The organism is Xanthomonas sp. LMG 12462, assembly GCF_009192885.1.
GTDB classification, from domain to species: Bacteria; Pseudomonadota; Gammaproteobacteria; order Xanthomonadales; family Xanthomonadaceae; genus Xanthomonas_A; species Xanthomonas_A sontii.
On the sequence record NZ_NMPP01000007.1, the window covers coordinates 47,481 to 66,045 of the forward strand.

The window sequence follows — 18,565 nt, forward strand, 5'->3', positions numbered from 1 at the left end:
GCGTGTCGATGAAATTCCTGCGCGTGTTGCTGTTGACGAGCGTGGTGCTGGGCCTGAGCGGCTATGCACTGCTGCGCTATTACTTTCCGCCGGGGGCGCTGCACGCCCGTGGCTACGGGCGCACGACCCTGGTGCATCCGCAGGGGGCGCCGCAGGGGCTGGTGATCCTGCTGGCCAGTGGCAGCCCGGCGCAGCGGCAGGACGCCGCGCGGCGCATCGCCGCCAGCGGCGCGCTGGTCGCGGTGGTCGACGGCCAGCGCTATCTGAAGCACTTGCGCCGTGGCGGCCACGGCTGCGACAAGGCCTGGCACGATGCCGAACGGCTGAGCCGGCGGCTGCAGCGGCAGTTGCACGGCGACAGCTACTACCTGCCGGTGCTGGCCGGCACCGGCACCGCCGCGACCCTGGCCGCGCGCATCGTCGGCGCGGCGCCCTCGGCGACCCTGGGAGGCGCGATCGGCGTGGCGCCGGCACCCACCGAGGTCTGTGCCGGCACCGCCGCCGCGACCGCAGCGCAGGGCTTTGTCGACACCGTGGCCGCGCCGGCCGACGGCGGCGTGGATGCCGCGCTGGCCGCGCGGGTCGCCGCGCATCTGCATGCGCGCGGCCGTGGCGGCGCGCTGGACGATCTGCCGCTGACCGAGCTGCCCTCGGCGACCCCGGGCGCACCGCTGGCCATCGTGCTGTCCGGCGACGGCGGCTGGCGCGACATCGACAAGGGCATGGCCGAAGCGCTGCAGCGCCGCGGCATCGCCGTGGTCGGCTGGGACAGCCTGCGCTACTTCTGGCGGGCCAAGCCGCCGGCGCGGGCCAGCGCCGACCTGAGCCGGGTCATCGCCTACTACCAGCAGCGCTGGCGTCCGCAGAAGATCCTGCTGGTCGGCTATTCCTTCGGCGCCACCACCCTGCCGTTCATGGTCAACCGACTGCCACAGGCGCAGCGCGAGCAGGTCGGCCTGGTCGCGTTGCTGGGCCTGGAGCACAAGGCCGATTTCCAGATCCGCGTGCGCGGCTGGCTCAACCTCGGCGACGACGACGACGCACTGCCGGTGCAGCCGGAACTGGCGCGCATTCCCGCGGCGCAGTTGCTGTGCGTGTACGGCGACAAGGAAAAAGATACGCTCTGCCCGCAATTGCGCGCGCGCGGAGCGGAGGTGGTGGTGTTGCACGGCGGTCACCATTTCGATCAACACCCGGCCGGGCTGGCGACGATCGTCGACGACCGCTGGCAGCAATTGTCCGCCGACGCGCGCCTGCCGGTCGCCGAGCTGCCGGAGCCGCGTCCTGCGGCCGCTGCGGCGTCGCCCGCCGCCACGCTGCCGCCGTCGCACGCCGCGCTCCGGCAATGAGCAAGCCTGTGCGCGTCGCGCTGGTGTCCGGCGGCGTCCTCGCCGCCGCTGCGTTCGTTGGCGCTGCCGCGACCGGCGATTCTCGCCACGTGGTCGAACCGCACTTGCCGCCGGTGTGCATGGCGCTGGATGCCACCCTGCAGGCGCAGCAGCGCCGCTTCACCGACGCGCAGGAGCGCAGCGCGCCGGACACTGCGCGCATCCAGGCCGCGCTCGACCGCTGCGCCGCCGGTGCGCACGGCGCGGTGCTGCTGCGCGCCGGCAGCGGCAATGCCTTCCTTAGCGGACCGTTGACGATTCGCAGCGACACCACGCTGGCGATCGACAGCGGCGTGACCCTGTTCGCCTCGCGTCGGCCCGCCGACTACCAGGTGCCCGGCCGCAACGCCTGCGGCCAGGCCGCGGCGCGCAGCGGCGGCTGCCGCGCGCTGATCACCCTGCAGGGGCGCAGCCTGGGGGTGATGGGCGTGCGCGACGGTGCCGGCCACCAGGGCACTATCGACGGCCGCGGCGACCTGCCGATGCTCGGCGGCAGCGACAGCTGGTGGCAATTCGCGCGCGGCGCCAAGGCCGCCGGCCAGACCCAGAACGCGCCCGACCTGATCCGCGCGCAGGACGTCGCCGATCTGCAGCTCTACCACGTCAACCTGGTCAATGCGCCGTACTTCCACGTCTTCGTGCACGGCGGCGACGGCGTCACCGTGTGGGGCGTGCGGGTCAGGGCGCCGGCCAACAGCCCCAACACCGACGGCCTGGATCTGGACAGCGTGCGCAATGCGACCCTGGCCGACAACGACGTGATGGCCGGCGACGACGGCATCGCGATCAAGACCAGCGCGGCGCGCTCGGCCGACATCACCGTGCGCGACTCGCGCTTCTACGGCACCCACGGCATCTCCATCGGCAGCGAGGTGATGTACGGCGTCGGCAACGTGCTGGTGGACGGCAATCGCCTGGTCGGCCACGACGCCGACGGCATCGTCGCCACCGACAACAACGGCCTGCGCATCAAGACCGGCCTGGCCAAGGGCGGACCGGTGCGCGACGTGCTCTACCGCAACACCTGCCTGTTCGATGTGGCCAGGCCCCTGGTGATCACGCCGCAGTACGGCCACGACCACGGCGGCAGCCGCAGCGGCAGCGTGCCGACCTTCGCCGGGATCGTGGTCGACGGACTGCGCGCGCAGGACACGCCCGCCGGCAAGGGCAGTACGGTGCAGGGCTACAGCGCCGCGACGCCGCTCGAGCTGGTGCTGGCGCACGTGGCCGCCGATGTCGCCACGCTGCATGCCAGCAATGCGCGCATCGGCGTGGACCAATCCGACCTGCGCTTGAGCGAGGACAGCAGCGCGGCCTCGACCTATGCGACCACGCTCGCCGGGTCGATTCCAGCCTGCAGCAGCGCGCCGGTGTTCCCGGCCCTGTAGCCCGCGCGCGCAACGCCGGCAGCCACCCGGCGCGCGCCCGCGTGGCGCGAGCGGTCGGTGCCCGCGTCTTGCGGCTTTGATGGCGTGCGCCGCCACGCACTGCAATCGTCCGCACGTGATGCCATCGCCCTGTCACACCGCAGCGTTCCGCCGCCTAGCTGCGGACATCGCGCGCGTTCTTTTGCGCGTGATGCGGCAGCGCGCTTGATCCGGATCAATGCCCGCGCGTCGGCCGGCGCGCACAGTGCACGCGTCCTCCAAGCGAGCCGCGATCATGGCGTTCACTGTTGCAGTCCTGAGGGAAGAACAGGCCGAGGAGCGCCGCGTGGCGATGGTGCCCGCGGTGCTGCCGAAGCTGGCCAAGTTGGGCGCGCAGTTGCGCCTGCAGGCCGGTGCCGGCAGCGGTTCGCGACTGCCGGATGCGGCCTATGCCGGCGCCACCGTGCTCGACGATGCGCAAGAGGTGGTGGCCGGTGCGGACCTGCTGCTGGCCGTGCAGGCGCCATCGCTGCGCACGGTGGCGGCGCTGCGCCCGGGCAGCATGCTGATCGCGATGCTGTACCCGGCCAAGCTGCCGGGCCTGCTGGAGCTGCTGTGCGAACGCCGCATCACCGCCTTCGCGATGGAAACGGTGCCGCGCATCAGCCGCGCGCAGGCGCTGGACGTGCTGTCCAGCCAGGCCGCACTGGCCGGCTACTACGCGCCGCTGCTCGGCGCCGTGCACCTGCCGCGCATCCTGCCGATGATGACCACCGCGGTCGGTTCGCTGCGTGCCGCGCGCGTGCTGGTGATGGGCCTGGGCGTGGCCGGCCTGCAGGCGCTGGCCACCGCGCACCGGCTAGGCGCGATCACCGAAGGCTACGACGTGCGTCCGGAAACCCGCGAGCAGGCGCAGTCGGTCGGCGCGCGCTTCGTCGACACCGGCATCGACGCACGCGGCGAGGGCGGCTATGCGCGCGAACTCAGCGCCGAGGAGCGGGCCAAGGCCGCGGCGGTGCTGACCCAGCACATCCAGCAGGCCGATCTGATCATCACCACCGCCAATGTGCCCGGGCGCACCGCGCCGATCCTGATCGACCGCGAGCAGATCGCCGGCATGAAGCCCGGCGCGGTGATCGTGGATCTCGCCGCCGACAGCGGCGGCAACTGCGAAGGCAGCGTGCCGGGGCAGACCGTGGACGTCGGACCGGTCACCCTCGTCGCCCCGCGCAACGTGCCTTCGGCGTTGGCCCAGCACGCCAGCGAGCTGTACGCCAAGAACCTGCTGGGGCTGCTCGACCTGCTGGTGCGCGATGGCGCACTGGCGCCGGACTTCGACGATGCGGTGGTCGCCGGCACCGCGCTCACCCACGACGGCCGCCTCTGCCACCCACCGGTGCCGGCCGCCGCGCCCGTTCCCACCAAGGAGTCCTGAGTCATGTCCCTCGATCTGTCGATGAGCTGGCTGATCGCGTTGTACGTGTTCATGCTGGCCGCGTTCACCGGCTACGAAGTGATCGGCAAGGTGCCGTCGATCCTGCACACGCCGCTGATGTCCGGGTCCAACTTCGTCCACGGCATCGTCGTGGTCGGCGCGATGCACGCGCTGTTCAATGCCGACACCGTCGCCGGCCAGGCGATCGGTTTCGTCGGCGTGCTGCTGGGCGCCGGCAATGCCGCCGGCGGCTACGTGGTCACCGACCGCATGCTGGCGATGTTCAAGCCCAGCGCCGCGCCGGCCGCGAAGGAGTAGCGCCATGCTCTCGCTCCTGGTGGAACTGAGCGGGTTCGCCGCCGCGTTGCTGTTCATCCTCGGCCTCAAGCGCATGTCCTCGCCGGTGACCGCGCTGCGCGGCATCGTCCTGGCCGGGATCGGCATGCTGGTGGCGGTGGCCGCCGCCTTCGGCTATCTCGCCGACCTGCAGCCCGCGGCGCGTCCGCACGCGCTGACCAACTTGGCCCTGGCGCTGCTGGCGTTGCTGCTGGGCGGTGCCTGGGCCTGGCGCAGCGGCCGCCGTGTCGCGGTGACCGCGATGCCGCAGATGGTGGCGCTGTACAACGGCATGGGCGGCGGCGCCGCCGCGGCCGTGGCCGCGGTCGCGCTGACCGCGCGGCAGCCGCAGCAGGGCGGCCCGCACCTGGCGGTGACCGTACTCGGTGCGCTGATCGGCGCGATCTCGCTGTCCGGCTCGGTGATCGCCTGGGCCAAGCTCGACGGCCGCATCGACACCGCGTGGCGGTTCAAGGGCCAGAGCGCCTTCAATGCTGCGGTGTTCCTGGCCGCGCTGGTGCTCGGCACGCTGGTGGTCACCGGCACGGGCGGCGCCTGGGCGGCGCCAGCGTTCTTCATCGCCGCGCTGGGCTTCGGCGTGCTGATGACGCTGCCGATCGGCGGCGCCGACATGCCGGTGGTGATCTCGCTGTACAACGCTTTCACCGGTCTGGCGGTGGGCCTGGAAGGCTTCGCCCTGCAGAACCCGGCGCTGATGATCGCCGGCATGGTGGTCGGCTCGGCCGGCACCCTGCTGACCGTGCTGATGGCCAAGGCGATGAACCGCTCGCTGGGCAACGTGCTGTTCAGCAATTTCGGCGACGGCGCCGCGGTCGTGCAGGGCGACGTGCAGGGCCGCATGACCGCGGTCGAGCCGGGCGATGCGGCGACGTCGATGCGCTACGCCTCCAGCGTGATCATCGTGCCCGGTTACGGCCTGGCCGTGGCGCAGGCGCAGGGCCGGCTGTACGAACTGGTGAAGCTGCTGCAGGCCGCCGGCGTCGACGTGAAGTTCGCCATCCATCCGGTCGCCGGGCGCATGCCCGGGCACATGAATGTGCTGCTGGCCGAGGCCGGGGTGCCCTACGACCTGATCTACGACATGGAGGACATCAACGACAGCTTCGCCAGCACCGATGTGGCGCTGGTGATCGGCGCCAACGACGTGGTCAATCCGGCGGCGCGCACCGACAAGGCCTCGCCGATCTACGGCATGCCGATCCTCAACGCCGACCAGGCGCATCAGGTCTACGTGATCAAGCGCGGCCAGGGCAAGGGCTACGCCGGCGTGGAGAACCTGCTGTTCTACGGCGACAACTGCGACATGGTCTACGGCGACGCCGCCGCGGTGCTCAACCGCATGGTGCAGGCGGTGAAGGAACTGGCCGCCTGACCCAACCGCTTCCCGCGCCGGCGCGAGGCGTCCGGCGCTTTCCGACCTTCCACGAGGACACCACCATGACCTATGCCACCCGCAATCCCTATACCGGCGAACTGCTCGCCAGCTTCTCGGAGGCCACCGATGCGCAGGTGCTGGCCGCGATCGATGCCGCCGACGCCGCGTTCCAGCAATGGAAGCAGGCCCCGTTCGCCGAACGCGCCAGGGTGATGCATGCCGCGGCGCGGCTGCTGCGCGCCAACACCCGCGAGTACGCATGTCTGCTGACGCTGGAGATGGGCAAGCTGATCGGCGAGGCCGAAGCCGAGGTGCGACTGTCGGCGGACATCTTCGAGTACTACGCGGTCAACGCCGAGCGCTTGCTGGCGCCGGAGCATCTGCCGGTGGCCGATCCGGCCGAGGGCAGGGCGATGGTGGTGCACGAGCCGCTGGGCGTGCTGCTGGCGATCGAACCGTGGAATTTCCCGTACTACCAGATCGCGCGGATCATCGCCCCGCAACTGTCGGCCGGCAACACCGTGTTGCTCAAGCACGCCTCCAACGTGCCGCAGTGCGCGGCCAAGTTCGAAGCGCTGATGGCCGAAGCCGGGCTGCCGGCCGGGGCCTTCGTCAATCTCTACGCCACCCGCGGCCAGGTGGAGACCATCCTCAACGATCCGCGCGTGCACGGTGTGGCGCTCACCGGGTCGGAAGGTGCCGGCGCCATCGTCGCGGCCCAGGCGGCCAAGGCGCTGAAGAAGTCGACCATGGAACTGGGCGGTGCCGACGCCTTCGTGGTGCTGGACGATGCGCCGCTGGAGAAGACGGTGAAGTGGGCGGTGTTCGGCCGCCACTGGAACGGCGGGCAGGTCTGCGTGTCGTCCAAGCGCATGATCGTGGTGCAGGAGGTGTACGAGGAATTCCTGCAGCGCTACCGCGCCGGCGTGGCGGCGCTGCGGGCCGGCGATCCGATGGACCCGGCGACCACCCTGGCGCCGCTGTCTTCGCAAGGCGCCGCCGACGACCTGAAGCGTCAGATCGCCGAGGCGGTCAGGCATGGCGCCACCGCGACCGAGGTCGGGCCGCCGGTGCCGGTGCATGGCGCGTTCGTGCAGCCGACCTTCCTCACCGACGTCGCCCCGGACAACCCGGCCTACCACCAGGAGTTCTTCGGCCCGGTGTCGATGCTGTTCCGCGCCCGGGACGAGGACGACGCGGTACGCATCGCCAACGATTCGCCGTTCGGCCTGGGCGGCTCGGTGTTCACCGGCGACGATGCGCGCGGCGTGGCGGTGGCCAGGCGCATCTCCACCGGCATGGTGTTCGTCAACCACCCGACCATGGTCAAGGCCGACCTGCCGTTCGGCGGCGTGCGCCGTTCCGGCTACGGGCGCGAACTGATCGGGCTCGGCATCAAGGAATTCGTCAATCACAAGCTGATCGACGTGGTCGACATCGACGCGCCGTTCTGAGTGGGCGTCATGCGTCAGGCCAGGCCGCCGGGGGCAACCCCGGCGGCTTTTTTGTGCCGTCGCCACGCCCGGGTCGGGGCGCGTGCCCGGTGCATGCCGGCAGGTCATGCTGCGGGCGCACTTGACCTGGGGCAAAGTTCTTTTGTTTCATGGCGTTATTGGTAGAAATTCATCTTGAATCTGTTAGTCTGCCGGCATGATCCGACGCTCGCTGATTTGCCTGCTCACGCTTGGCCTGGTCGCATGCGCGACCCAGCCCAAGGCGCCTCCGTCGCCGCCGCAGGCCAGCGCGCCGCCGCCTGCGCCGCGTCCGGCTCCGCCGGCCGAGGCCGCGCCGGAAGTGGTGCAGGCGCCACCGGTGGACCTGACCCCGGTCCCGTTCGAGGTCGCCCGCGCCAACTTCGTCCGCGACACCGCGGCCAGGTACGGCATGGATCCGGCGCAGATCGAGGCGACCCTGGCGCAGGCCCAGTTCAAGGATGCGATCGTCGCGGCGATGTCGCGCCCGGCCGAGCGGGTCAAGCCGTGGAGCGAGTACCGGCCGATGTTCATCAGCCAGGCGCGCATCGATGGCGGCCGCGCGTTCCTGGCCACGCATCGCGACGAACTGCAGCGGGTGCAGGCGCGCACCGGCGTGCCGGCCGAGGTCATCGTCGCGATCATCGGCGTGGAAACCAGCTACGGCAAGAACGCCGGCTCCTACCGCGTGCTGGATGCGCTGTACACGCTGGCGTTCCGCTATCCGCGCAGCGGCGATCCGGCCAAGCTCGAGCGCGAGGTGCGCCGCGAACTGTTCTTCCGCGATGAGCTCGGCCAGCTGTTCGCGCTGGCCCGCGAAGAGAACCTGGACATCACCGGCCTGATCGGCAGCTACGCCGGCGCGATGGGCCTGGGCCAGTTCATGCCGTCCAGCTACCGCCAGTTCGCGGTCGATGGCGACGGCGACGGCAAGCGCAATCTGTTCACCGACTACGACGACGCGTTCTCGTCCATCGCCAACTACTTCGTCAAGAAGGGCGGCTGGGTGCGCGACGGCGTGGTCGCGGTGCCGGCGACGCTGCGCCCGGGCGCCGAGGAATTCAATCCGACCGACTGGACGCCGACCTACACCCTGGCCGACCTGGCCGCGCGCGGCTACACGCCGACCGCGCCGGTGCCGGCGGCCGCTGGCGGCGCCACGCCGATCACGCTCGACGGCAGCGCAGGCAAGCAGTACTGGCTCGGCTTCCAGAACTACTACGCGATCACCCGCTACAACAATTCCAAGATGTACGCGATGGCCGTCTACCAACTGTCCCAGGCCATCGCCGGCAAGGAGTTACCCCCGGCATGAACCCGAACGCGCTGCTCCGGATCGCTCCCGTCGTCGCTGTGCTGGCGCTGGCCGCCTGCAGCAGCGCCCCGAAGAAGACCGCCGGCGGCGCCGGGCCCGGCATCCGGGTCGAGGGCAAGGGGCCGGCGCATGTCGCCACCGGTTGTCCGTCGACCTCGCCCTACGCGCCGGCCAAGGAAGATCCGTCCAAGCGCGGCAACTACACCGCCGGCGGCCTGTATGCGCCCGGCGTGCGCGACAGCACCCCGGACTACGTGCCCAACGTCGCCTGCATTCCCGAGCCGCTGGTCACCGACGAACCGCGCTCGGCGATCGGCAACCGCTCCCCGTACATGGTGCTGGGCCGCGAGTACGTGGTCATCGACGATCCGCACAGCTACGTCGAGCGCGGCACCGCCTCGTACTACGGCAGCAAGTTCCATGGCCGGCTGACCTCCAACCGCGAGGTCTACGACATGTACGCGTTCACCGCCGCGCACAAGACCCTGCCGCTGCCCAGCTTCGCCCTGGTCACCAACCTGGACAACGGCGAGTCGGTGGTGGTGCGGATCAACGACCGCGGCCCGTTCCACGACGATCGGCTGATCGACCTCAGCTACGCGGCGGCGGTCAAGCTCGGCATCACCGGCAAGGGCACCGGTCGCGTGGAAGTACGCGGACTCACTCCGGCCGACAACGGCGACCTGCTGGCGCGGCGCGGCACCGGCCGGCGCCCGGCGACGCTGCTGGCCAGCGCGTCCACCGCCACCGCCACACGCGATCCCGCGGCGGTGCGGCGCGCGGCGGACATGGACAACCTGGTCAAGACCCTGCCGGCGAAGTCGGCCGGATCGGCCGGATCGGCCGGCGGCAGCGTGGCCGCCGCCGCGACCGTGCCGGCGCGTGCCGTTCCGGTGGCGGCGGTCGTTGCGCCTACCGCCGCCGCGGCGACCGCCACGGCCGCGGCGCTGCCGGAAGGCGAGCGTTGGCGCTATCGCGTGCAGGACGCGCCGGGCCGGGTCGGCGATGCCGATCGTTTCGACGCCTGGATGAAGTCGCGCGGCGTGCGCGTGGCCACCGGCAAGCCGGCCACGCCCGCGCCCAGTGTGGCCGCGGCGAGCACCCCGGTGCGCGGATCCCGCGGCACCGCGACGGCCAAGCCCACTGCCGCGCCTACTGCCGCCGTGGCAGCCCCGACCGTCGCAGTGGCGACGCCGGCAGCGCCTCCCGCACCGGTCGCCAGCGCCGCGTCGCGCGCCGACGACGACAGCGCGCGCGGACCGCTCGGCATCCTGCTGCAGGTGGCCAGCTTCGCCAGCCGCGAGAACGCCAACCGCGCGCTGTCGCAATTGGCCTCGGCCGGCATCGTCGGCGCCAGCATCAGCGATATCGTCTCCGGTGGCCGCACCCTGTGGCGGCTGCGGGTGGCGGCCGAGGACCATGGCCGCGCCGCCGAGCTGGCCACGCGCATCGCCGGCCTCGGCTTCGGCCGGCCGCAGATCGTCAAGGATTGAGGTGGCGTGCCCGCCACGGCGGGCGGTCGGCGCGCCGATGGCTTAACGCCGGTTCGCGCGCGTGCCCGCGCCGCGCCTGCCCGGGCGCCGGCTCGGCCTACAATGTCGCGTTTTCCATCGGCCTTCGGGCCCGCCAGGAGTCGTTTTAGATGAAATTCCGCTTCGCCGTCGCTGCCGTGGCCACGTTCGCCGTCGGCCTGGTTTCCGCGCAGACGCCCGGTCCGGTTCCCGCGCCGCCGGCCGCCGCTGCCGCCGCTCCGGCCACCGTGGCGATCCCGCCCGCGCCCAAGCCGGCCGTCTCCAAGTCCTGGGTGCTGATGGATTACGCCACCGGCCAGGTGCTGGCCGGCGAGAACGAGCACGAACGCGTGGCCCCGGCCAGCATCACCAAGGTGATGACCTCGTACGTGATCGCGGCCGAATTGAAGCTGGGCAAGATCACCCGCGACGACCAGGTCATGCTCAGCGAGCGCGCCTGGCGCGAGGGCGGTGCCGGCACCGACGGCAGCTACAGCGGCTTCCCGGTCAACAAGACCGCGCGCCTGGAAGACATGGAAAAGGGCATGGCGATCCAGTCCGGCAACGACGCGGCGATCGCGCTGGCCGAACACACCGCCGGCAGCGAGGAAGCCTTCGCCTCGCTGATGAACGAGTACGCGAAGAAGATCGGCATGACCGGCTCGCACTTCGTCAACGCCCACGGCCTGTCGGCCGAAGGCCACTACACCACCGCCTACGATCTGGCGCTGCTGGGCCGGGCGATGGTCCGCGACTATCCGGAAACCTACGCGTACAACAAGATCAAGGAATTCCGCGTCGGCGACATCACCCAGCCCAACCGCAACCTGCTGCTGTGGCGCGACCCCAGCGTGGACGGCATCAAGACCGGCCACACCTCCGAAGCCGGCTACTGCCTGCTCAGCTCGGCCAAGCGCGGCGACCAGCGCCTGATCGCGGTGGTGATGGGCGACAGCTCCGAGAAGCAGCGTGCCGAGGACAGCCTGGCGCTGCTGAACTGGGGTTTCCGCTTCTTCGAGACCCACAGCCTGTACGAGCCGGGCAAGCAGGTCGCGCAGCAGCGCGTGTGGAAGGGCACCGAGAAGCAGGTGCTGCTGGGCGTGGCGCAGCCGCTGCTGGTCAGCGTGCCGCGCGGCCGCTACAACGAACTGAAGCCGGCGATCGAAGTGCCCAAGACCTTGGAGGCGCCGATCAAGCAGGGCCAGCAGATCGGCATGGTCAAGGTGAGCCTGGACGGCAAGGTGGTGGCGCAGGCCCCGCTGGTGGCGCTGAAGGCGGTCGACGAGGCCGGTTTCTTCAAGCGCCTGTGGGACAGCTTCTGGATGTGGTGGGAATCCGAATGAGTTGTTTGAAAAAAGCCGGCTGACGCCGGCTTTTTTCTTGGGAATGGAGAATGGGGAATAGGGAATGGGTAAAGCGGTGTACTGCCACCTGCCGGTTTGGTGGGGAGATCGGAGGCCCGCTTTTGCCATTCCCTATTCCCCATTCCCCATTCCCAGCCTCAAAGCTTCCGACTCACCGTAAAGCTCCCGAACACCGGCGTCTGCCGCTGCAGGTCGAACTCGCGGGTGCGCCAGTAGCGGGCGAGGGCGAACTTCCATTTGCCGCGCATCACCGCCAGGCCGATGCCGGCGTCGCCGACGAAGGGGCGCTTCTTCACGCTGTGGCTGTCGCGGAAGGTGTTGCCGTCCAGGGTGATGTCGCGCAGGACCCAGCGTCCATCGGTGGTCATGAACAGGTGCGCCGACCAGCCGCTGCCGACGCTGTTGGCCGGCGGGGCGACGTTCTCGCCGGCGGGGCGCAGCGGCGAACTACCGAAATCGTCCGGCAGCTTCCAGCCCAGGCGCAGTTCCATGCCGGCATTGGCGTGGGTATCCAGCGTGCCCAGCGCGCCGCCCCAGTGGCTGATCGCATCCCACCCCCAGCCGTCGCGGCTGCCGTCGCCGGACCAGCGGCGCAGCCGTTCGTGCAGCACGCGGAACACCGGTTCGTCGTGCAACTGGTTGTCCCAGCCCTGGAACTTGGCGTCGCCGAGCAGGGCGTGCACCGCATCCTGCACCTGCTTGCCCTGCGCCGACGGGCCGATCAGGCCCAGGGTGAGTTGCGTGGTACGCAGGCGCTCGTCGTTGCGCGCGTTGTAGCCGATGTTCATCAGCAACAGGCCGGCGTAGGGGCGGTCGTCCTCGATCAGGTCGCGGCGGGTCTTGTCGGTGGGGGTGAACAGCGCTTGCCCGACCGCGAAGGTCATGTTGCGCTGGGTGAAGTCGCTGTTCGGCTGCAGCCAGGTCAGGCCGCGGTTCACCGCCCGAGCCAGCCGCGGCAGGCAGGGGTCGTCGGTGTAGTCGCGCAGATTCGGCGAGACGATGATCAGGCCGAACCCGTTGGTGTAGCCCTGGTCCTGGCCGGCGCCGCCGAACAGGTCGTTGTCGACGCGGACATTGACCGTGGGCGCGGTCGCTTCCAGGGTGTCGCGTGGGCATTGCGCGGTGGCAACGGCGGGCGCAACCGCGGCGGCGAGGGCAACAGCCAGCGGAAGCAACGGGCGGGATGACGGCATGAGTGGCGTCTCTGGTCGGAAAGGGAGTGAGCGGCGATGTACGCCTGCAGGCAGTCGATGCCGGCGCCACCCCGGACCATGAACGCAGCCCGTGCGGTGAAGGATAGGCAAAAGCGCCGTAGCGGACAAATTCGTCCGTTTGGGTTTGTCTGTCCCATCTGCCCTCTTGCAGCGTGAAGGCGGTGGTGCGCAATGACGCGCAGGGAGGCCACCGCCACGGCGCGCGGCCGTGCCACACCGGTGGCTGGCGCGCGGCCGGACCTCCGTGCCGCGTGGCTCCGCGATCCCGGGGCGCTGTCTGCCCACCGCGGCCGGCCTTGGGTTTGCCCGGCGCCGGCCCGATAATGCGGACATGGACATCACTTCCGATAACCCCGATCACGGTTTCCAGTTCCCCGGCGTGTTCGAACTCAGCGCCATGGGCACCGCCAACACCGGCCTGGAGGCCGAACTGCCGCGCCTGCTCGCCGCGGCCGGCGTGGAGGTGATGGACGAGCGCATCAGCTGGAAGCATTCGTCCAACGGCAAGTACGTGTCGGTGCGCATCGCCTTCCGTGCCGTGGACCGCGCCCAGTACGACGCCGCGCACCAGGCGCTGCGCGAACACCCGGAAGTGAAGTGGACGCTGTAGCCGGGGACGCGCCAGTGGCGCCGGCACCGACGCTGCCGCCGTGCGGCGTTCGCCAGCTCGGCCGCCAGCCCTACGAGCCGGTGTGGCGGGCGATGCAGCGCTTCACCGACGCGCGCGACGAGGCCACCCCCGACGAGCTGTGGGTGGTCGAACACGACCCGGTGTTCACCCTCGGCCAGGCCGGCAAGCCGGAACACGTGCTGGCGCCGGGCGACATCCCGGTGCTGCAGGTCGATCGCGGCGGCCAGGTCACCTATCACGGCCCCGGCCAGTTGGTGGTGTACCCGTTGCTGGACCTGCGCCGGCTGCACATCGGCGTGCGCGACTACGTGTGCCGGATCGAGCAGGCGATCATCGACACCCTCGACGAATGGAACATCCTCGGCGAACGCCGCGAGGGCGCGCCGGGCGTCTACGTCGGCGGCGCCAAGGTCGCCGCCCTCGGCATCCGCGTGCGCCGCGGCTGCACCTTCCACGGCCTGTCGTTCAACGTGGCGATGGACCTGGAGCCGTTCCACCGGATCAATCCCTGCGGCTACCAGGGCCTGCAGGTGACCGCGGTGCTAGACTTGGGCGGTCCCTCCGGCATGCAGGCGGTCACTCCGGTCCTGCTGGCCCAACTGGCGCGCCAGTTCGGGCTGACCCTGCAGCCGCTCGACGCCTTGCCCGATCTTTCGCTCACGCACGCGGCCTGACCGCCTGCCCGCCGACCACGCCATGACCCAGCCCAGCGCACGCTCCATTCCCTTGCAGGTCCTTTCCGGCGACAGCGCGCCCGCGCCGCTGCAGACCGGCGTCAAGCAGTTGGGCGGCGACAAGATCGCGCGCTCGCCGGTGCAGTTCGCCGACGCGCCGGTGCTGCGCAAACCCTCGTGGATCCGCGTGCGCATTCCCTCCGGCAATGCGGTGCAGAATCTCAAGGCCAAGCTGCGCGAGAACCGCCTGGTCACCGTCTGCGAAGAGGCCAGCTGCCCGAACATCCACGAGTGCTTCGGCCACGGCACCGCCACCTTCATGATCCTCGGCGAGGTCTGCACCCGCCGCTGTTCGTTCTGCGATGTCGCGCACGGCCGGCCCAAGCCGCCGGACGCCGGCGAGCCGGCCAGCCTGGCGCAGACCGTGGCCGACATGGGCCTGAAGTACGTGGTGGTGACCAGCGTCGATCGCGACGACCTGCGCGACGGCGGCGCCCAGCATTTCGCCGACTGCATCGGCGCCATCCGCGTCGCCGCGCCGAACACCCGCATCGAGATCCTGACCCCGGACTTCCGCGGCAAGGGCCGCATGGACCGCGCGCTGGAGATCCTGGCGACCAATCCGCCGGACGTGTTCAACCACAACATCGAGACCGTGCCGGACCTGTACCCGAACGTGCGTCCCGGCGCCGACTACCAGTGGTCGCTGACCCTGCTGAAGAAGTTCAAGGCGCAGCATCCGGCCATCGCCACCAAGTCCGGCATCATGCTCGGCCTGGGCGAGACCCTGGAGCAGGTGCAGGCGACCCTGCGCGACCTGCGTGCGCACGACGTGGACATGGTCACCATCGGCCAGTACCTGCAGCCGACCGCCCATCACCACCCGGTGATGCGCTACTGGACGCCGGACGAATACAAGGCGCTGGAGGAGTACGGCAACGCGCTGGGCTTCAGCCACGTCGCCTCCGGGCCGATGGTGCGCTCGTCCTATCACGCCGATCGCCAGGCGGCCGGCGCCGGCGTCGCCGCCTGAATCGCGTCCTCCTGAGCCGCGTCGTCGATCGCGCCTTTGCGCTGCGGCGACGCGCATTCGTCGCCGCAGGACGACCGTCCGCGCGGCTCGCACCGGCAGCGTTCACATTTCTGCGCAAGCCGGCAGCTAGTCTGCTTCATGAACAGGTGACACGGCCTGCAACTTGCGTCACTGTCGTGTTGTCTCACGCGATGTGCTGCCCCCCTGACGGCCTGGTGCCGAGAGTCCCCAGATGAAATTCAAAGCTTCCGCCTTCCTGCTGGCGTTTGCGCTGACCGCACCGCTGGCGCTGTTCGCCCGTACCGACGCGCCCGCCCTGCCGGCCGCTGCCACCGCCGACCAGGCCACCACCGCCAAGCTGGTGTACGGCCTGCTCTCCGACAGCCGCTACGCCTACCGGCCGCGCGCCCTCGACGAGGCGACCTCCAAGGAGGTCTTCAAGAAGTATCTGGAGACCCTGGACGGCAGCAAGCAGTTCTTCACCCAGGCCGACGTCGACAAGTTCGCCAGCTTCCAGAACAACCTCGGCGCCAACATCGCCTCCGGCCAGCTGGAACCGGCGTTCCAGATCTTCGCCGTGTACCGGCAGCGGGTGGACGAGCGCATCGCCTACGCGCGCAAGCTGCTCAAGCAGGACTTCAACTTCGACGGCGACGAGAAGTTCGAGTACGACCGCAAGAATGCGCCGTGGGCCAAGGACGACCAGGAACTGGATGCGCTGTGGCGCAAGTCGGTGATGAACGACTGGCTGCGGCTGAAGCTCGCCGGCAAGAAGCCGGAGGACATCCGCAAGACCCTGGACAAGCGCTACGCCAACCTCGACGACTCGGTGAAGGAACTGAAGAGCGAGGACGTGTTCCAGTTCTTCATGAACGCCTACACCAATACGGTCGATCCGCACACCGACTACTTCACCCCGCGCACCGCCGAGAACTTCAACCAGCAGATGTCGCTGTCGCTTGAAGGCATCGGCGCGCAGCTGCAGAAGCAGGACGACCTGGTGGTGATCCGCGAGGTGATCCCGGGCGGTCCGGCCGCGCTGGACGGCACGCTCAAGCCGGGCGACCGCATCGTCGGCGTCGGCCAGGGCAAGAGCGGCCCGGTCGAGGACGTGATCGGCTGGCGCATCGACGACGTGGTCGCCAAGATCCGCGGCGACAAGGACACCCAGGTGCGCCTGGAGTACATTCCGGCCGAAGCCGGTGTGGACGGCAAGCACCGCCAGGTGCTGCTGACCCGGCAGAAGGTGCGCCTGGCCGAACAGGCCGCCAAGGGCGAGACCATCGAGCTGCCGGCCAAGGACGGCGAGCCGGCCCGTCGCATCGGCGTGATCAAGCTGCCCGCGTTCTACCAGGACTTCGAAGGCCGCCGCCGCAACGCCAAGGACTATGCCTCGGCGACCCGCGACGTGGCCAAGCTGCTGGCCGGCTTCAAGACCGACAAGGTCGACGGCGTGGTGCTGGACCTGCGCAACAACGGCGGCGGTTCGCTGGACGAGGCGATCGAGCTGACCGGCCTGTTCATCGAGCAGGGCCCGGTGGTGCAGGTGCGCGAATCCGGCGGCCGCGTCACCGTCAACAGCGACCAGAACCCGGCCGTGGCCTGGGACGGCCCGCTGGCGGTGCTGATCAACCGCGGCTCGGCCTCGGCGTCGGAGATCTTCGCCGGCGCCATCCAGGATTACGGCCGCGGCCTGATCATCGGCGAGACCAGCTTCGGCAAGGGCACGGTGCAGAACATCGTCGACCTGGACCGCTGGCCGGCCAACGAGACCGACCGCTTCGGCCAGGTCAAGCTGACCATCGCCCAGTTCTTCCGCGTCAGCGGCAGCAGCACCCAGCACAAGGGCGTGGTGCCGGACATCGCCTTCCCGGCCAGCGTCGATGCCACCGAGTTCGGCGAAAGCACCTACGACAACGCGCTGCCGTGGAGCCGCATCGCCGCGGTGCCGCACACCCAGTACGGCAATTTCGCGCCGCTGCTGCCCAAGCTGGAGGCGCTGCACACCACGCGCATCGCCAACGACAAGGAATTCCAGTGGTGGGAAGAGGACGTGCGCCAGTTCCGCACCGAGGCGGCGAAGAAGTACGTGGTGCTCAACGAGGCCGAGCGCCGCGCCGAGCGTGAGAAGCAGGACGCGCAGCGCAAGCAGCGCCAGGAGATCCGCAAGCAGCTCGGCCTGCCGCTGGATCCGCTGGCCGACGACAGCAGCGACGATGGCCTGACCGGCAACGAGCGCGACATCGTCAAGGACGCCGCGCGCGAGAAGCTGGTCGACAAGCGTCCGGATCCGCTGCTGCGCGAATCGGCCTCGATCCTGAGCGATGCGGTCAACCTGCTGGAGAAGGACCGCCCGCTGTCGGTGCAGGTGCTGCCGCAGTCCACCGGCCCGGGGCGCTGGGCCGACTGAGCCCGCGCTCTACCGTCGAAAAACCGAACGCGCCATCGCTCAGCGGTGGCGCGTTTTTTGTGGGAGCGACTTCATGGCATCTCTCGCAATCTGTTTCCGCCACGCGCAGGCGGATTCTGCTTGCCTGGTAGGAGGGTAATTTCGCGATCAGGTTGTTCCCACATCCCGCGTCGTCGCTCGGGCGTGGACGGACGTCCACTTCCTCGCTCTTCCTTGCCACAGGCGCGCGCAATCGCGGCGCGGCATGCTCGGGGATTGATGACACGCCCTAGCCCAGCGCCTGCCACACCTGGTGCAGGCCCAGTGCCAGCAAGGTCAGGAGGAACACGCGGCGGAACGCGCTGGCGGAGATGCGTTGGCGCAGCCGCGTGCCCAGCCACATGCCTACGGCAGTGGGCAGCAGTGCCAGCAACGACGGACCCAGCGCCTGGGTGGGGAATGCCCCGTGCGCAACGAGGGCTGCGGCCAGCGCAAGCGTGGCCGCGGCGAAGCAACTGCCGAGCGCGCGCATCAGCGCCTCCCGCGGCAGATCCAGCGCCACCAGATAGGGCAGCACCGGCAACACGAACACACCGGTGGCGCCAGTCAGCAGCCCGGTCGCCAGGCCCACGGGCGCCGCCGCCCAGCGCGCCTGCGATGACGACAGGCGTGCCTGCCACTGGCTCAGGCCGAGCACGGCATACAGCGCCAACAACGCGCCCAGCCCGGCGCGCGCCAGCCGCGGGTCGGCGCCCGCGAGGATGCCGACGCTGCACCAGGTGCCGGCGACGATGCACGCCAGCAGCGGCCACAGTCGCCGCAGCAGCGCGCCGGTGCCTGCGCCCCAGGCTTGTTGCAGGTTGGTCAGCAGCGACGGCAGCGCCAGCAGCGCCGCGGCCTCGGCCGGCGTCAGCCAGAGTCCCAGCAGGCCCATCGCCACCGTCGGCAGGCCCATGCCGGCCATGCCCTTGACGCCGCCGGCGAGCAGGAAGACCAGGGCGATCGGCAGCAGATGCGGTGCGAGGGTGTCCATGGCATCC

Annotated in this window: 15 protein-coding genes; 13 read left to right on the plus strand and 2 right to left on the minus strand. The window is 70.2% G+C overall.

Annotation, left to right across the window (positions count from 1 at the left end; genetic code table 11):
* Window positions 1–8 precede the first annotated feature (8 nt).
* The 9 genes from CEK69_RS02540 (at window position 9) to CEK69_RS02580 (ending at window position 11,563) form a co-directional block, all read left to right on the plus strand.
* Window positions 9–1,349 carry an AcvB/VirJ family lysyl-phosphatidylglycerol hydrolase gene (locus CEK69_RS02540; protein WP_152243625.1) on the plus strand — a complete coding sequence of 447 codons (1,341 nt, stop codon included), beginning with the start codon at window positions 9–11 and terminating at the stop codon, window positions 1,347–1,349.
* A complete protein-coding gene (locus tag CEK69_RS02545; RefSeq protein ID WP_226975010.1) occupies window positions 1,346–2,776 on the plus strand; it encodes a glycosyl hydrolase family 28 protein in 1,431 nt (476 codons plus the stop codon). The genes CEK69_RS02540 and CEK69_RS02545 overlap by 4 nt, the downstream gene beginning before the upstream one ends.
* Window positions 2,777–3,050: 274 nt before the next feature.
* Window positions 3,051–4,190, plus strand: a complete 1,140-nt coding sequence (locus tag CEK69_RS02550; protein WP_148829355.1) for an NAD(P) transhydrogenase subunit alpha — start codon at window positions 3,051–3,053, stop codon at window positions 4,188–4,190.
* A 3-nt stretch (window positions 4,191–4,193) separates the two neighbouring features.
* Window positions 4,194–4,508 (plus strand): NAD(P) transhydrogenase subunit alpha, encoded by a 315-nt coding sequence (locus CEK69_RS02555; RefSeq protein WP_017909700.1) that lies wholly within the window; start codon window positions 4,194–4,196, stop codon window positions 4,506–4,508.
* A 4-nt stretch (window positions 4,509–4,512) separates the two neighbouring features.
* Window positions 4,513–5,919 carry an NAD(P)(+) transhydrogenase (Re/Si-specific) subunit beta gene (locus CEK69_RS02560; protein ID WP_152243627.1) on the plus strand — a complete coding sequence of 469 codons (1,407 nt, stop codon included), beginning with the start codon at window positions 4,513–4,515 and terminating at the stop codon, window positions 5,917–5,919.
* 65 nt (window positions 5,920–5,984) lie between these two features.
* The gene (locus CEK69_RS02565) at window positions 5,985–7,376 is read left to right on the plus strand and encodes an NAD-dependent succinate-semialdehyde dehydrogenase (protein ID WP_152243629.1); all 1,392 of its coding nucleotides are present in this window, start codon (window positions 5,985–5,987) and stop codon (window positions 7,374–7,376) included.
* A 196-nt stretch (window positions 7,377–7,572) separates the two neighbouring features.
* Complete coding sequence (gene mltB, locus CEK69_RS02570) at window positions 7,573–8,709, plus strand: lytic murein transglycosylase B (RefSeq protein ID WP_017914484.1); 1,137 nt, start codon at window positions 7,573–7,575, stop codon at window positions 8,707–8,709.
* On the plus strand, window positions 8,706–10,202 hold the full coding sequence (locus tag CEK69_RS02575; protein WP_152243631.1) for a septal ring lytic transglycosylase RlpA family protein: 1,497 nt from the start codon (window positions 8,706–8,708) through the stop codon (window positions 10,200–10,202). Before mltB ends, CEK69_RS02575 begins: the two co-directional genes overlap by 4 nt.
* 149 nt (window positions 10,203–10,351) lie before the next feature.
* Window positions 10,352–11,563, plus strand: coding sequence for a D-alanyl-D-alanine carboxypeptidase family protein (locus tag CEK69_RS02580; protein ID WP_148829351.1), 1,212 nt, complete (start codon window positions 10,352–10,354; stop codon window positions 11,561–11,563).
* Window positions 11,564–11,721: 158 nt separating this feature from the next.
* Here the strand turns inward: CEK69_RS02580 and CEK69_RS02585 are convergent, their stop codons facing one another.
* The gene (locus CEK69_RS02585) at window positions 11,722–12,777 is read right to left on the minus strand and encodes a lipid A deacylase LpxR family protein (protein WP_152243633.1); all 1,056 of its coding nucleotides are present in this window, start codon (window positions 12,775–12,777) and stop codon (window positions 11,722–11,724) included.
* A 352-nt stretch (window positions 12,778–13,129) separates the two neighbouring features.
* On the opposite strand from CEK69_RS02585, the gene CEK69_RS02590 reads away from it, so the two are divergent.
* From CEK69_RS02590 to CEK69_RS02605, 4 genes are all read left to right on the plus strand, one after another.
* Window positions 13,130–13,408, plus strand: a complete 279-nt coding sequence (locus CEK69_RS02590) for a YbeD family protein (RefSeq protein WP_152243635.1) — start codon at window positions 13,130–13,132, stop codon at window positions 13,406–13,408.
* Window positions 13,396–14,103, plus strand: coding sequence for a lipoyl(octanoyl) transferase LipB (gene lipB, locus CEK69_RS02595; RefSeq protein WP_152243637.1), 708 nt, complete (start codon window positions 13,396–13,398; stop codon window positions 14,101–14,103). The genes CEK69_RS02590 and lipB overlap by 13 nt, the downstream gene beginning before the upstream one ends.
* A gap of 22 nt (window positions 14,104–14,125) precedes the next feature.
* Window positions 14,126–15,136 (plus strand): lipoyl synthase, encoded by a 1,011-nt coding sequence (gene lipA, locus CEK69_RS02600; protein ID WP_010343118.1) that lies wholly within the window; start codon window positions 14,126–14,128, stop codon window positions 15,134–15,136.
* Window positions 15,137–15,368: 232 nt separating this feature from the next.
* Entirely contained in the window at window positions 15,369–17,546 is a 2,178-nt protein-coding gene (locus CEK69_RS02605; protein ID WP_017908122.1) for a carboxy terminal-processing peptidase, read from the plus strand.
* A gap of 268 nt (window positions 17,547–17,814) precedes the next feature.
* On the opposite strand, the gene CEK69_RS02610 is transcribed toward CEK69_RS02605, so the two are convergent.
* Window positions 17,815–18,558, minus strand: coding sequence for a sulfite exporter TauE/SafE family protein (locus CEK69_RS02610; protein ID WP_193313868.1), 744 nt, complete (start codon window positions 18,556–18,558; stop codon window positions 17,815–17,817).
* Window positions 18,559–18,565: the final 7 nt, after the last annotated feature.